Here is a 13870-nt window from a genome sequence, read left to right on the forward strand (position 1 = left end):
CCGTACCGTCATGGGTATGAGCCGCACTTCCCCCGCCCGCCGCCTGCGCCTCGGACTGCCCCGCAGGGTGTTCTCACAGGTGCTCCTGATGCAGCTGGCGATCGCCGCGGGGGTCGCGGTGCTCGCGACGGGTCTCTTCCTGGCGCCTCTGAGCGACCAGCTCGACGACCAGGCGATGCGCCGCGCGCTCGCCATCGCCCAGACCACCGCCGCCGAGTCGCAGATCGCCGAGCAGGTCAAGGACACGCCCCCGCTGCCCGACGGCCCCGTCCAGCGGGAGGCCGAGCGGATCCGCGAGGCGACCGGGGCCGAGTACGTCGTGGTGATGGACTGGCGGGGCGTCCGCTGGTCGCACCCCACCCGCAGCGAGGTCGGCAGGACCGTCTCGACCGACCCCGGCCAGGCCCTCGCGGGCGGCGAGGTCATGCAGATCGACAGCGGCACCCTGGGCCGCACCGCGCGCGGCAAGGTGCCGCTCTACGACAGCGCGCATCACATCGTCGGGGCCGTCTCCGTCGGCATCGCCTACGACAGCGTGCGCGCCCGGCTCATCCACGCGATCCCAGGGTTGTTCGCCTACGCAGGCGGGGCCCTCGCCGTCGGCGCGCTGGCAGCGTGGCTCATCTCCCGCAGAGTCCAGCGGCAGACCCGTGACCTGGCCTTCTCCGACATCTCCGCTCTCCTCGCCGAGCGCGAGGCCATGCTGCACGGCATCCGGGAGGGTGTGGTGGCCCTGGACCGCGCGGGGCGCATCAGGCTGCTCAACGACGAGGCACGGCGCCTGCTGGGCATCGGCGACGAGGCCGTCGGCCGCTCCCCCGACGACGCGCTCGGGGACGGCCGTACGGCGGACGTCCTGGCGGGACGGGTGACAGGGACCGACCTGGTCACCGTCCGTGGGCAGCGGGTGCTGGTCGCCAACCGGATGCCCACCGACGACGGCGGTGCCGTCGCCACCCTGCGCGACCGCACCGAACTGGAACAGCTCGGCCGGGAGCTGGACTCGACCCACGGTCTGATCGACGCCCTGCGCGCCCAGGACCACGAGCACGCCAACCGGATGCACACGCTGCTCGGGCTGCTGGAACTGGAGATGTACGACGACGCCGTGGAGTTCGTCGGAGAGGTCGTCGGCGACCACCGGGCCACCGCGGAGCAGGTCACGGAGAAGATCGAGGACCCGTTGCTCGCCGCGCTGCTGGTGGGCAAGGCGACCGTCGCCGCCGAGCGCGGGGTCGCCCTGTGGGTCTCCGACCGGACCCGGCTGCCGGACCGGCTTGTCGATCCGAGCGGGCTGGTGACGATCGTCGGCAACCTCGTGGACAACGCCCTGGACGCCGCCGCGGGCGCAGCGCACGCGCGCGTGGAGGTCGAGTTGCACGCGGAGGGCCGTACCGCCGTCCTCAGGGTGCGCGACACCGGGCCCGGGATCCCGGTGGAGCAGCGCGAACTGGTCTTCACCGAGGGCTGGTCGACCAAGGAGCCTCCGGCGCATCGCGGACGCGGACTCGGCCTCTCCCTGGTGCGCAAGCTCGCCGAACGTCAGGGGGGCAGCGCCACCGTCGGGGAGGCCGGTGGCGGAGGCGCTGAGTTCACCGTCGTACTGCCCGACGCGCTGGCCGAGCCGCAGCCGGCGCTCACCGCGCCGCCCGCCCAGCGGACCGCCACCGAGGAGGAGTCGTGATGATCGAGGTCCTGGTCGTGGACGACGACACCCGCGTGGCGCGCGTCAACGCCGCCTACGTCGAGAAGGTGCCCGGCTTCCACGTGGCCGGCGAGGCGCACAGCGCCGCGGACGCGCTGCGTCAGCTGGAGGCGCTGCCCCACGTCGACCTGGTCCTCATGGACCACTACCTGCCCGACGAGACAGGTCTGGCGGTCGTCCAGGAGATGCGCAGACGCGGCCACCAGACCGACGTGATCATGGTGACGGCCGCGCGGGACGTGACGACCGTGCAGGCGGCGATGCGTCATGGCGCGCTGCAGTACCTGGTCAAGCCGTTCGCCTTCGCGGGCCTGAGGGCCAGGCTGGAGGCGTACGCCGAGCTGCGGCGCACCCTGGACGGCGGCGGCGAGGCGGAACAGGCCGAGGTCGACCGCATCTTCGGCGCCCTCTCCTCGCCCGCGGAGCCCGATCTGCCCAAGGGGCACTCCCCCACCACCGTGGAACTCGTCCGCAGGTCCCTGATGAACGCCGAAGGGCCTCTGTCGGCCCAGGAGATCGCCGACCGGACCGGGGTGAGCCGACAGACCGCCCAGCGCTATCTGAAGCTCCTGGAGCGCACCGGGCGGGCCAGACTCACCCTCAAGTACGGCGACGCGGGCCGCCCGGAACACCGTTACGTGTGGGCGACCCGCGCGTGAGGAGGTGCCCCGCGCTCAGCCGGTGGTGCTCTGCGCGGCCTTCTCGACGAACTCCGTCGTGTACGTCTTGTCGAGGTCGACATCGGCGTTCTGGATGTTGGGGTTGAACGCCTTGAGGACCTTCTCGACGGTCTCGGGGCCGTCCATGGGCATCACGCCGTCCTTGGTGAACATCGGCAGCGTGTTCTTGATGGCCACCGCGTACAGCAGCTTGTTGCCCTGCGAGTAGTCGGCGGGCATCTTGTCGGCGATCTGGGTCGCGCTGTGGGTGGACATCCACTTGAGCGTCTTGACGAATGCATTGGCCAACTTCTGGACGGTGTCCTTGTGACCGTTGACCCAGTCCGTCTGCATGTACAGGCTTGACGAGGGATACGGTCCGCCGAGCGCCTCGTCCGAGCCCTGGGGCGTGCGCATGTCCAGGAGGATCTTGCCGGCCTTCTTGTCCAGGATCGTCGCGACGGTCGGGTCGGTCGTCATGCCGCCGTCGATCGCGCCCTGCTGGAGCGCCGAGATGAACGTCGGTCCGGCGCCGACGGCCACCGGGGTGAAGTCGCTGACCTTCACGCCGTTCTTGACCGCGAGGTACTTGGTCAGGAAGTCGGTCGAGGAGCCGAGGCCGGTGACGCCGAGCTTCTTGCCCTTGAAGTCCTTGGCCGAGGTGATGTCGCCCGCCGCCTTGTTCGAGACGATCTCCACCTCTCCGGGCGCGTGCGAGAACTGCACGACCGACTCCACGTCCTTGCCCTTCACCTGCAGGTCGAGCGTGTGGTCGTAGAAGCCGACGGCCCCCTGGACCTGGCCGGAGACGAGCGCTGTCTCGGCCTGGACACCGGCGGGCTCGCTCAGCAGTTCCACGTCGAGCCCCTCGGAGTCGAAGTAGCCGAGTCGCTGGGTGAGCATGGCGGGCAGGTAGATGACCTTGTCGAGGCCACCGACCATGATCTTGACCTTGGTTCCCTTGCCGTCGCCCTTGCTCCCGGAGTCGGCCGACGCCGTACTGGCGGCGTCGTTCGCGCACGCGGTGAGCGAGGAGAGGGCGAGCAGGCCTGCGGCGGCCAGGGAGGTGTATCTGGCGGTCTTGCGCATGGAGTTCACGTCCTTGTGAGGGCGGTGCGGGAAGGGTGAGCAGATGAGCGGCAGCTGAAGGGGGCGTCCGCGTGCCTGGGCTGCTGCTGAGGCGGAACGGCCTCTGCGGAGACCTCAGCTGTCGGAACTCGCCGGCTTCCAGCGGAAGATGCGGCGCTCGGCGAAGGTGAGCAGCCCTTCGGCGAGGAGGGCGACGACGGCGAGGATGACCATCGCGGCGTACACCCCTGCCGCGTTGAAGGTGCCCTGCGACTGTGCGACCAGCAGGCCGATGCCCTTGGTCGCGCCGATGTACTCACCGACGATCGCGCCGATGAGGGCGAAGCCGAAGCTCACGTGCAGGCTGGTGAAGATCCACGAGGTCGCGGACGGGATGACGACCTGAAGCGTCACCCTGCGGTCGCTCGCGCCGAGGATGCGGGCGTTGGCGACCAGGTTGCGGTCGACCTCGCGGGCGCCCTGGAAGGCGTTGAAGAAGACCGGGAAGAAGACCAGGACGACGGCCGAGGCCACCTTGGAGGCCGGTCCGAGTCCGAACCAGATCACGAAGATGGGTGCAAGGACAATCCTCGGTATTGAGTTGAGCACCTTGATGTATGGACCAAGGACGTCGGCGAGCAAGGTGATCCGCCCGAGCGCGATACCGAAGACCACCCCGGCCACCACGCCGACGACCCAGCCCAGCAGCGCCTCGTACAGCGTGTACCAGATCTGTTCGCCCAACGACCCGAGTGCGGTCCCGTGCGTCACCCAGGTCCAGATCTGGTCCCAGATCTTCGAGGGCATGGAGAAGTTGAAGGGGTCGATGACCTCGGCCCGGGAGAGCACTTCCCACAGACCGAGAACGGCCACCAGGAGCAGCACACGGGACGCCGCGACAACGGTCCGGCGTCTGCGGGCGGCACGCGCGCGTGAGTGCGCGCGGTCCGTCTTGTTGCCGGGCTCGGCCACGGCCGGCGCGACCTGGGCCTCGGGCAGGACGTCAGGCGACATGGGCGGCGCCCCTCTCACGCGTGATGCGGACCTCTTCGCCGAGGGACTCCCAGATCTCGCGGTAGATCTCGATGAACCGCGGCTCCAGGCGCACCGCCTCGACCTTGCGCGGCCGCGGCAGGTCGATCTCGAAGACCTGTTTGACGGTGGCGGGCCCGGCCGTCATCACGACGACCTTGTCGGCCAGCGCGATGGACTCCTCCAGGTCGTGGGTGACGAAGACGACGGAGGCACCCGTGCCCTCCCACAGTTCGAGCAGTTCGTCGGACATCAGGGCCCGGGTCTGCACGTCGAGCGCGGAGAACGGCTCGTCCATGAGCAGGATCTCGGGATCGTTGACGAAGGTGGCGGCGAGCGCGACCCGCTTGCGCATGCCCCCGGAGAGTTGATGGGGGTAGCGGTCCTCGAAGGCCGCGAGCCCGACCCGGGCCAGCCATTCCCGCGCCTTCTGCCTGGCCTCAGCCTTGGGCACACCACGGAAGCGGGGACCGGCCATCACGTTGGACAGAACCGTGCGCCAGGGGAAGGTGGCGTCCTGCTGGAAGACGAAACCCACCTTGTCCCCGACTCCCCGGACCGGCTCCCCGACGACCAGGACCTCGCCCTCGGAGGGCTCCTCCAACCCACTGACCAGCGTCAACGTCGTCGACTTGCCACAACCCGTGGGACCGACGACCGCCACGAACTCCCCACGCCCCACCGTGAGGTCAAGTCCGCTGACGGCCGTGTGCAGACCCCCCGACGGGGTCCGGAATGTCTTGCTCGCGCCCCGCAGCTCGATGGCGGGGCTGGTGTCTGCGCTCATGGCCGGGGACGGTAGATGTGGCCTGCGCCACGGCATCAGTCTTCTGGGCACATGCCGTTCTTTTGCTTGCAACGGCCTGTTGTGCTCGTTTTGCGCGCGCTACAACAGCGAAGCCGAACACGGGCGTGAGGCCCGCCAGGCCTTGAGGGAAAGAGGCCCGATGATTGACGTCCTGGTCGTGGACGACGACTTCCGCGTCGCCGAGATCAACGCCAAGTACGTGGGAAAGGTTCCCGGTTTCCGGGTGGCCGCCCGCGCGCACAGCGCCGCCCAGGCACTGGCCAGCGTGCAGCGCGGGACCATCGACCTGGTCCTGCTCGACCACTACCTGCCCGACCAGACGGGCCTCGAACTCATCCACCGCATGCGGGAACAGGGCCACGGCACCGACGTCATCATGATCACGGCAGCCGGGGACGTGACGACCGTCCAGGCCGCGATGCGCCTGGGCGCCCTCCACTACCTGGTCAAGCCCTTCACCTTCGCGGCCCTGCGCACCCGGCTGGACTCCTACGCCGCCCTTCGCCGCACCGTCGACCGGGTCGGCGGCCGCGGCATCGCCGGCCAGGAACAGGTCGACCGGATCTTCAGCGCCCTGCGCACCACACCGGCCCCTACCTCCCCCGGCCTGCCCAGCGGCCACTCGGAGCCGACGACGGACCTCATCTGCCGGGTCCTGCACGCGCCGACCATCCGCTGTCGGCCCACGAGGTCGCCGCCGAGACCGGCCTGAGCCGCTCCACCGCCCAGCGCTACCTCCGCCACCTCGAACAGGCCGGCCGCCTCCGCCTGTCCCTCAGATACGGCGACACAGGGCGCCCGGAGCACCGGTACGCGTGGGTGGCGCCATAGCCGTACGCGGCAAGATGCCTGGGCGGCAGACGTCGTACGACGAAGACGGACGCCGTACGACGACGAGGGCGCCGTCCGTCCAGGTCGCCGCCCCTACACAGCCCCCGCCCCCGTGAGCGAGCGCACCTCGGTCTCCGCGTGCTTGGCCTCGTCGGCGACCTCCGCCGAGGTGACCGTGCCGAGCCAGCCCGCGACGAAGCCCAGCGGGATGGAGACGAGGCCGGGGTTCTGCAGCGGGAAGTACTGGAAGTCGACTCCGGGGAAGAGCGACTCGGGACTGCCGGACACCACGGGCGACAGCAGCACCAGGGCCATGGCCGGGATCAGCCCGCCGTAGACGGACCAGACGGCGCCCCGGGTGGTGAAGCCGCGCCAGAACAGCGAGTAGAGCAGCACCGGCAGGTTTGCGGAGGCTGCGACGGCGAAGGCGAGGCCGACCAGGAAGGCGACGTTGAGGTCGCGGGCCAGCAGGCCGAGGGCGATCGCGATCACGCCGATCCCGACGGCGGCGGTTCTGGCCACGGCCACCTCGCTGTGCGGCTTGGCACGGCGGCGCCGCAGTGAGGCGTACAGGTCGTGGGCGACGGAGGCCGAGGAGGCGAGGGTGATTCCGGCGACCACGGCGAGGATCGTGGCGAAGGCGACGGCGGCGACGATGGCGAACAGAACCGTTCCTCCCGTGGAGTCGGCGCCACCGCCCAGGTCGAGGGCCAGCAGGGGGACCGCGGTGTTGCCCGCGGCGTTCGATCCCCGGACCGTCTCGGGCCCCACGATGGCCGCAGCACCGAACCCGAGGACGATCGTCATCAGGTAGAAGCCGCCGATGAGCCCGATCGACCAGACCACCGAACGCCGTGCAGCGCGCGCCGTGGGCACGGTGTAGAAGCGGGACAGGATGTGCGGCAGCCCTGCTGTGCCGAGCACGAGGGCGAGTCCCAGGCTGATGAAGTCCAGGCGGGCGGTCCAGTCCCCGCCGTACTTCAGACCGGGTGCCAGGAAGGACTCGCCGTGGCCACTGCGCTGCGCCGCAGTGAGCAGCAACTGGTCGAAGTCGCCATGGAACCGCACCAGCACCAGCACGGTCAGCACGATGGTCCCGCCGAGCAGCAGAACCGCCTTGACGATCTGGATCCAGGTGGTCGCCCGCATCCCTCCCAGGGACACATAGATCACCATGAGCGCCCCGACGGCGATGACCGTCCAGGACTGGGCAGCCTCGCTGGTACCGCCGAGCAGCAGCGCGACCAGGCTGCCCGCGCCCACCATCTGCGCCACCAGGTACAGAACGGACACGGTCACCGAGGAGGTCCCCGCGGCGATCCGCACCGGCCGCTCACTCATCCGCGCGGCGACCACGTCGGCGAGCGTGAACCGCCCGCAGTTGCGCACCAGTTCGGCGACGAGGAACAGCACCACCAGCCAGGCCACGAGGAAGCCCACCGAGTAGAGCATCCCGTCGTACCCGAAGAGGGCGATGAGCCCGGAGATTCCGAGGAAGGACGCGGCCGACATGTAGTCGCCCGCGATGGCAAAACCATTCTCCATCGGCGAGAACAGCCGGCCGCCCGCGTAGAACTCCTCCGCGGAACCGTGCCGGTGGCGGCTCACCCACGTCGTGATCCCCAGCGTGACCGCGACGAACGCGCTGAACAGCAGCAACGCCAGCGTCTGGTGGTTCCCCGTCACGACGACGCACCGCCCCGGGCCGTGCGCGTCAGTTCCTGGGTGTCCCACCGCAGTTCGAGGGCCGCCCGGTCCCGGCGCAGCCTCGCGTGCCGGGCGTAGGCCCAGGTCAGCAGGAACGTGGTGAGGAACTGCCCGAGTCCCGCGAGCATCGCCACGTTCACCGCGCCCGCCACCGGCCGCGCCATCAGTCCCGGCGCGCTCGTCGCCGCCACGACGTAGGCCACGTACCAGACGAAGAACCCGATGCCCGCCGGCACCACGAACCTCCGGTACCTGCTGCGCACTTCCTGAAAGGCCGCGCTGCGCTGCACCTCGAGGTAGACGTCGGCCGCCGCGGCGGCCCTGACCTCGCGCTCCGCACGTGCCGTCGCGACCGGGGCCACGGTTGAGCCGTCACCGCCCGTCTCGCCCCAGCCAGAGGCGAGGGCGTCGTACCAGGGGTCGTCGTACCGCACCCCGGTAGGCGCTTCGGCGGGGGCCACCTCGTGGCCGTCGTGGTTCTCGGCCGAACTCTCGGCATCACCCCCGCTTCCGCGGGGACGAGCGTTGCTTGACTGCATGCCCAAGGATGGACAGAACGGGAAGATCCCCGACTCTTCTTCCCCCCGCTCTTCACCCCATCAGGTGATTCCTCCTATCGGTGGCCGTACAAGCCCCTTCGCATAGGCGTAACGCACCGCCTGCGCACGGTCCTTGATGCCCGTCTTCGCGAAGAGGTTGTTGATGTGGGTCTTCACCGTGGCGGTGGAGACATGCAGTTGGCGGGCGATCTCCTGATTGCTCAGTCCCTCGGCGATCAGTGCCAGCACTTCGACCTCGCGGGCGGTGAGCCCGTCGGGCGTCTCCGCGGAGACCGGCTGCGGCGGCTCGGGATCCGACAGCCGCTCCAGGAGCCGCCGCTGGATGCTCGGCGACAGTCCGGCGTCCCCGGAGAGCACGCTGTGCACGGCCCGCACGATCTCGTCACCTCCCGCGTCCTTGGTGAGATAGCCCCGGGCCCCCGCTTTGAGCGCCGGAAACAGCGACTCGTCGTCCCCGAACGTCGTCAGCACCACGACCTGCGTCCCCGGGTACTCGGCCCGGATCCGCCGGGTCGCCTCCACACCGTCACAGCGGGGCATGCGCAGGTCCATCAGCACGACGTCCGGGGCCAGTTCGGCGACGAGTCCCACCGCCTCCTCGCCGTCCCCGGCCGCGCCCACGACCTCGATCCCGGGCAGCAGACCCAGCAGCATCACGATGCCTTCGCGCACCACGGTCTGGTCGTCCGCGACCACCACCCGCGCGGGCTTCGTCTCCGCCCTCTCCGTCATGCCGGCACCTTCAACGTCACCACGAACCCTTCGTCGTCCGGCCCGGCGTCCAGCGAACCGCCCAGCAGTTCGGCGCGCTCCCGCATCCCCAGCAGACCGTATCCGCCTCCGGTGGTGGTGAGTTCACCCGGCGAGCCCCCCGAGTCCCGCACGACCAGCGTCACCTGGTCCTCGCCGTACTCCAGCCGCACCCGGACCTTGGCCCCCGGCGCGTGCTTGCGGACGTTGGTCATGGCCTCCTGAGCGACCCTGCGCACGGCCTGCGACGCCTCGGCCGTCAGCGGTCTGCGCTCACCCGAAATGGTGGTCTCCGCTCCATCGGCCGTCCCGACGAGCCGGCTGAGGAATTCCTCCAGCGGAGTCATGTCCCCGCGCAGAGCCGACAGCGCCTGCCGGGTCTCCGCGAGACCGTCGCGGGCCATGCCACGGGCCGCCACCACCCTTTCGAGGATCTGGTCCCGATCCGCGCCTCGCTCGATCAGCAACCGGGCCGCCTCCAGGTGCACGAGCTGGGCCGAGAGGCTGTGGGCCAGCACGTCGTGGATCTCGCGTGCGATACGGGCCCGCTCCGCGAGTGCCGCCGACTCCGCCTCGGCCGCCCGCGCGGCCCGCTCCTGGTTGAGCAGCCGTTGCGCGTTGCCGCGGGCCTCGGCGTCCAGCCGCAGGACGTAACCGGCCAGTGCGAGCCCCGCCGTCGTGACCACGGTGGTCAGCCACGCGTCGTTGTTGCCGGCGGCATAGAGGCCGAGGGCGACCACGGTCACGGGCAGGGCGGCGGCGATCGGCAGCCGTTCCAGAGCGGTGATGGCGCAGCCGCACCACAGGACGAGGGCGACGACTCCGAAGTCGGTGGCCTGTGCGGCGGCCGCTATCGCCAGGAGGACGCCGAAGAGTGCCAGGGAGAGCCAGAGCCGGTGCTCCAGGGTGGTGCGGAAGAGTGCCCAGGCGACCAGTGCCGCCAGGAGAATTCCCGCCACTGCTCCGAGCACGCCCCAGCCCCGTACGTGGCTGCTGTGGAAAGCTCCCCAGAGGAGCATGGCGAGCACCAGCGACCGCGCCACCCAGCCGAGCAGCCGCCGGGGACGTGTGGTCGCCTCACGCCCGAGTGCCTCCCGGGAGGGCCAGCGGGTCCAGACGTTGTCCGTCACGCGCGTTCCTTCCCCGTGGACCGGAAGATGGGCTCACCGTACGCAGGGGCGGGTACGACGCCGGGGCGCTGGGAATGCGCTCGCTGGACGAGAGTCCCGGAGCGCACGAGCAGGGTGGCCGCCAGGGCGAGCAGCAGCGCGGAGCTGTTCTGGTGGACGCCCATCGCCGCTCCGAGCCCGAAGAGGCCGGCACGCAGGCCGATGCCGACGGCCCAGACAGCCCCGCTCGCCTTGGTGCTCCTGCTCCACACCGCGCCGTCCGGCTCCGTCCATATCCGGCTCGTCCAGGCCCAGCCGGCTCCGATGGCGAGGCCGGTGAGCAGCTCGGCGGTGAGCAGGGCGACGGAGGCCACGCGGTGATGGGTGTCCACCAGCCCTGGCTCGCGAAGGGCCACTGCAGCCAGGACGACGGGCAGCATCCACCAGCGCTTGTCCCTGTCGATCCGGCTCGGCCGGAACTGCCGGGCGATCACCACGACCACCGCGACCACGATCAGCAACGCGTCGACGAGCCCGGACATCACAGCCTCCGTGAGCGAGGAAGGGTCTGCCGGCAGCGGACGCCGCCGACACCTTCGAAGCTACGGAAATCCGCAGGTCGGGAGATCGGAGCCGGGGTGGATCGCGGGTGGATTCCCAGGCGGCGGACCCTCCACCCACGGGTGGAGACCTTCGAGCCCGGGCTGTTCGGGACCACAACCCCGACGAACGTGAAGCCGGGGCCGGGGCCGGCCAGAGAAACCCGGCCCCGGCGCACAGTTACGCGTCGATGCGCGACCGATCCAGCGTCGCGGCCGAGCCCGAGATGAACTCCTTCCGCGGCGCCACGTCATTGCCCATCAGCAGATCGAAGACCTGCTCGGCTGCCTCGAGATCGGCGAGGTTGATCCGCCGCAGAGTCCGGTGCCGCGGGTCCATCGTCGTCTCGGCCAGCTGGTCGGCGTCCATCTCGCCCAGACCCTTGTACCGCTGGATGGAGTCCTTGTACCGGACCCCCTTGCTCTGGAACTCCAGCAGCTTCTCGCGCAGTTCACGGTCCGAGTAGGTGTAGACGTACTTGTCCTGCCCCTTCTTCGGCTGGACCAGCTCGATGCGGTGCAGCGGCGGCACCGCGGCGAACACCCGGCCGGCCTCGACCATGGGCCGCATGTAGCGCTGGAACAGCGTCAGCAGCAGGCAGCGGATGTGGGAGCCGTCGACGTCGGCGTCGGTCATCATGATGATCTTGCCGTAGCGTGCCGCGTCGATGTCGAAGGTCCGGCCGGAGCCCGCTCCTATGACCTGGATGATCGCACCGCACTCGACGTTCTTGAGCATGTCCGTGACGGACGACTTCTGAACGTTGAGGATCTTGCCCCGGATGGGCAGCAGCGCCTGGAACTCGGAGTTCCGGGCGAGCTTCGCGGTGCCGAGCGCGGAGTCGCCCTCGACGATGAACAGTTCGCTGCGGTCGACGTCGTCGCTGCGGCAGTCGGCGAGCTTGGCGGGCAGCGAGGAGGACTCCAGAGCCGTCTTACGGCGCTGGGCGTCCTTGTGCTGACGGGCCGCGATACGCGTGCGTGCGGCGGCGACCGCCTTCTCCATGACGACCCGGGCCTGGGCCGCGGCGTCCCGCTTCGTGGACGTCAGGAACGCCTTGAGCTCCCTGGAGATCACCGTGTTCACGATGCGGCGGGCCGCCGAGGTGCCGAGGACCTCCTTGGTCTGGCCCTCGAACTGCGGCTCGGCGAGGCGGACGGTGACGACCGCGGTCAGGCCCTCGAGAGCGTCGTCCTTGACGATGTCGTCCTCGGCGACACGCAGCAGCTTCTTGGCGCGCAGCACCTCGTTCATCGTCTTGGCGACGGCCTGCTCGAAGCCGGCGACATGGGTGCCGCCCTTGGGGGTGGCGATGATGTTGACGAACGACTTCAGGGTCGTGTCGTAGCCGGTCCCCCAGCGCATCGCCACGTCCACACCGAGCTCGCGGGTGACCTCGGTGGGCGTCATCTGGCCGTGGTCGTCGAGGACCGGGACGGTCTCCTTGAAGGTGCCCTGGCCGGAGAAGCGGAGGACGTCGTTGACCGGCTTGTCGGTGGCCAGGTACTCGCAGAACTCGCTGATGCCGCCGTCGAACCGGAACGACTCCTCGCCCTTGCTGCCGCCTTCGCCCAGACCGAACTCGTCACGGACGACGATGGTCAGGCCGGGCACCAGGAACGCGGTCTGGCGAGCGCGCTGGTGGAGGTTCTCCAGGGAGAGCTTGGCGTCCTTGAGGAAGATCTGGCGGTCGGCCCAGTAGCGCACACGCGTCCCGGTCCGGGTCTTGGGGATCCTCTTGGCCTTGCGCAGGCCGCTCGCGGCCTCGAACTTGGCGTCGGGGCCGTTCCCCGCGAAGGCACCGGGCACGCCGCGCCGGAAGCTGATCGCGTGGGTGTTGCCGGCACGGTCGACCTCGACGTCCAGCCGCGCGGACAGGGCGTTCACCACGGAGGCGCCCACTCCGTGCAGGCCGCCGGAGGCGGCGTACGAGCCGCCGCCGAACTTTCCGCCGGCGTGCAGCTTGGTCATGACGACCTCGACGCCGGACAGACCCGTCTTGGGTTCGACGTCGACCGGGATGCCCCGGCCGTTGTCCCGGACCTCCACGGAGGCGTCGTCGTGGAGGATCACTTCGATGTGGTCGCAGTATCCGCCCAGGGCCTCGTCGACGGAGTTGTCGATGATCTCCCACAGGCAGTGCATCAGGCCACGGCTGTCGGTCGAGCCGATGTACATCCCCGGGCGCTTGCGTACGGCCTCGAGCCCCTCGAGGACGAGCAGGTGCCGCGCGGTGTAGTTGGACCCGTCCCGGTCTGCTCCTGCCAGCAGAGCTGTGGACGGCACGGACGTCTCGGCGGTCACGCGGTTCGCTCCTCGCTGAATTTCAGATGGGGCCCTTGTGGGTAAGGGCGCGGCTTCGGTCGCCGTCAAGAGGGTACCGAGGCCTGGTAGAGCCGTTGTAACGCCACCCTCGTGCGGAAACACAGAGTAGTCCAGGGTCGCATACCTGTTCGATCCCTCGATGGGGTGAAGTACATATCACGTTCCCTTGGGGGCATGAACCATTTAGGCTCCGGGCACGTCCTCATGAACAACCGGCAACCCAGCCGGCAGGACCGACCTTGACCGACAGCGCGAAACCGTAGGACACACAGACACGCAATACGGCACATTCGCCGCCAAACCGGCAGCAGCCGGCCGTCCGGAAAATTTCTCTCTGGGTGAAGCCCCGAGCGGGAACGTTTTGGGGCTGGTTGGATGTTGACCCTGGTACGACAGCTCGTCGAGCTAGAGAAGAGGCGACGTGACTACTGTTCTGACCCCCGCGAGCCCGCTGACGGCCGCTGACCGCTGCGACCGCTGCGGCGCCCAGGCGTACGTGCGCGTCGTGCTGCTCAGCGGCGGAGAACTGCTCTTCTGCGCCCACCACGGTCGCAAGTTCGAGCCGGAACTCAAGAAGATCGCCGCTGAGATACAGGACGAGACGGAGCGGCTCACGGCCGTTCCCGCATCCGTATCAGAAGAAGAGCGCTGACACTTCGCGTCCACGACGAGCCAGCTCCGGCACAGGCCGGCACAAGGGCGGCTGCCCCTGCTCT

Annotated in this window: 12 protein-coding genes and 1 pseudogene; 4 read left to right on the top strand and 9 right to left on the bottom strand. The window is 69.7% G+C overall.

Annotation, left to right across the window (positions count from 1 at the left end):
• Positions 1-16: 16 nt before the first annotated feature.
• Complete coding sequence (locus ACFYZ8_RS24045) at positions 17-1684, top strand: ATP-binding protein (protein ID WP_388537331.1); 1668 nt, start codon at positions 17-19, stop codon at positions 1682-1684.
• Positions 1684-2364, top strand: coding sequence for a response regulator (locus ACFYZ8_RS24050; RefSeq protein WP_031043638.1), 681 nt, complete (start codon positions 1684-1686; stop codon positions 2362-2364). The genes ACFYZ8_RS24045 and ACFYZ8_RS24050 overlap by 1 nt, the downstream gene beginning before the upstream one ends.
• Positions 2365-2379: 15 nt before the next feature.
• Here ACFYZ8_RS24050 and ACFYZ8_RS24055 read toward each other — a convergent pair whose 3' ends face one another.
• The 3 genes from ACFYZ8_RS24055 to ACFYZ8_RS24065 form a co-directional block, all read right to left on the bottom strand.
• The gene (locus ACFYZ8_RS24055; RefSeq protein WP_388537333.1) at positions 2380-3453 is read right to left on the bottom strand and encodes an ABC transporter substrate-binding protein; all 1074 of its coding nucleotides are present in this window, start codon (positions 3451-3453) and stop codon (positions 2380-2382) included.
• A 114-nt stretch (positions 3454-3567) separates the two neighbouring features.
• On the bottom strand, positions 3568-4446 hold the full coding sequence (locus ACFYZ8_RS24060) for an ABC transporter permease (RefSeq protein ID WP_359037256.1): 879 nt from the start codon (positions 4444-4446) through the stop codon (positions 3568-3570).
• Positions 4436-5251, bottom strand: a complete 816-nt coding sequence (locus ACFYZ8_RS24065; RefSeq protein ID WP_388537335.1) for an ABC transporter ATP-binding protein — start codon at positions 5249-5251, stop codon at positions 4436-4438. The genes ACFYZ8_RS24060 and ACFYZ8_RS24065 overlap by 11 nt, the downstream gene beginning before the upstream one ends.
• 160 nt (positions 5252-5411) lie before the next feature.
• On the opposite strand from ACFYZ8_RS24065, the pseudogene ACFYZ8_RS24070 reads away from it, so the two are divergent.
• Positions 5412-6103: pseudogene (locus ACFYZ8_RS24070) on the top strand (response regulator).
• A 93-nt stretch (positions 6104-6196) separates the two neighbouring features.
• Here the strand turns inward: ACFYZ8_RS24070 and ACFYZ8_RS24075 are convergent.
• The 6 genes from ACFYZ8_RS24075 to ACFYZ8_RS24100 all read right to left on the bottom strand — a co-directional run bounded on the left by ACFYZ8_RS24075 (position 6197) and on the right by ACFYZ8_RS24100 (position 13133).
• Positions 6197-7789, bottom strand: coding sequence for a cation acetate symporter (locus ACFYZ8_RS24075; RefSeq protein WP_359037263.1), 1593 nt, complete (start codon positions 7787-7789; stop codon positions 6197-6199).
• Entirely contained in the window at positions 7786-8349 is a 564-nt protein-coding gene (locus ACFYZ8_RS24080; protein WP_359037265.1) for a DUF485 domain-containing protein, read from the bottom strand. The genes ACFYZ8_RS24075 and ACFYZ8_RS24080 overlap by 4 nt, the downstream gene beginning before the upstream one ends.
• Positions 8350-8409: 60 nt before the next feature.
• Entirely contained in the window at positions 8410-9102 is a 693-nt protein-coding gene (locus ACFYZ8_RS24085) for a response regulator (RefSeq protein ID WP_388537337.1), read from the bottom strand.
• Complete coding sequence (locus tag ACFYZ8_RS24090; protein ID WP_388537338.1) at positions 9099-10250, bottom strand: sensor histidine kinase; 1152 nt, start codon at positions 10248-10250, stop codon at positions 9099-9101. The genes ACFYZ8_RS24085 and ACFYZ8_RS24090 overlap by 4 nt, the downstream gene beginning before the upstream one ends.
• Complete coding sequence (locus tag ACFYZ8_RS24095; RefSeq protein WP_359037271.1) at positions 10247-10771, bottom strand: DUF1453 domain-containing protein; 525 nt, start codon at positions 10769-10771, stop codon at positions 10247-10249. Before ACFYZ8_RS24095 ends, ACFYZ8_RS24090 begins: the two co-directional genes overlap by 4 nt.
• 238 nt (positions 10772-11009) lie before the next feature.
• Positions 11010-13133, bottom strand: a complete 2124-nt coding sequence (locus tag ACFYZ8_RS24100; protein WP_359037273.1) for a DNA topoisomerase IV subunit B — start codon at positions 13131-13133, stop codon at positions 11010-11012.
• 442 nt (positions 13134-13575) lie between these two features.
• Here ACFYZ8_RS24100 and ACFYZ8_RS24105 point away from each other — a divergent pair, with 442 nt between their 5' ends.
• The gene (locus ACFYZ8_RS24105) at positions 13576-13806 is read left to right on the top strand and encodes a hypothetical protein (RefSeq protein WP_007385181.1); all 231 of its coding nucleotides are present in this window, start codon (positions 13576-13578) and stop codon (positions 13804-13806) included.
• Positions 13807-13870 lie beyond the last annotated feature (64 nt).

The sequence above is a fragment of the Streptomyces sp. NPDC001668 genome (assembly GCF_042893155.1).
Lineage (GTDB): Bacteria > Actinomycetota > Actinomycetes > Streptomycetales > Streptomycetaceae > Streptomyces.

Excerpts from the sequence above, each read along its gene's own strand:
- ACFYZ8_RS24045 (WP_388537331.1), top strand. The coding sequence starts at position 17 with ATGAGCCGCACTTCCCCCGCCCGCCGCCTGCGCCTCGGACTGCCCCGC.
- ACFYZ8_RS24050 (WP_031043638.1), top strand. The coding sequence starts at position 1,684 with ATGATCGAGGTCCTGGTCGTGGACGACGACACCCGCGTGGCGCGCGTC.
- ACFYZ8_RS24055 (WP_388537333.1), bottom strand. The coding sequence starts at position 3,453 with ATGCGCAAGACCGCCAGATACACCTCCCTGGCCGCCGCAGGCCTGCTC.
- ACFYZ8_RS24060 (WP_359037256.1), bottom strand. The coding sequence starts at position 4,446 with ATGTCGCCTGACGTCCTGCCCGAGGCCCAGGTCGCGCCGGCCGTGGCC.
- ACFYZ8_RS24065 (WP_388537335.1), bottom strand. The coding sequence starts at position 5,251 with ATGAGCGCAGACACCAGCCCCGCCATCGAGCTGCGGGGCGCGAGCAAG.
- ACFYZ8_RS24080 (WP_359037265.1), bottom strand. The coding sequence starts at position 8,349 with ATGCAGTCAAGCAACGCTCGTCCCCGCGGAAGCGGGGGTGATGCCGAG.
- ACFYZ8_RS24085 (WP_388537337.1), bottom strand. The coding sequence starts at position 9,102 with ATGACGGAGAGGGCGGAGACGAAGCCCGCGCGGGTGGTGGTCGCGGAC.
- ACFYZ8_RS24095 (WP_359037271.1), bottom strand. The coding sequence starts at position 10,771 with ATGTCCGGGCTCGTCGACGCGTTGCTGATCGTGGTCGCGGTGGTCGTG.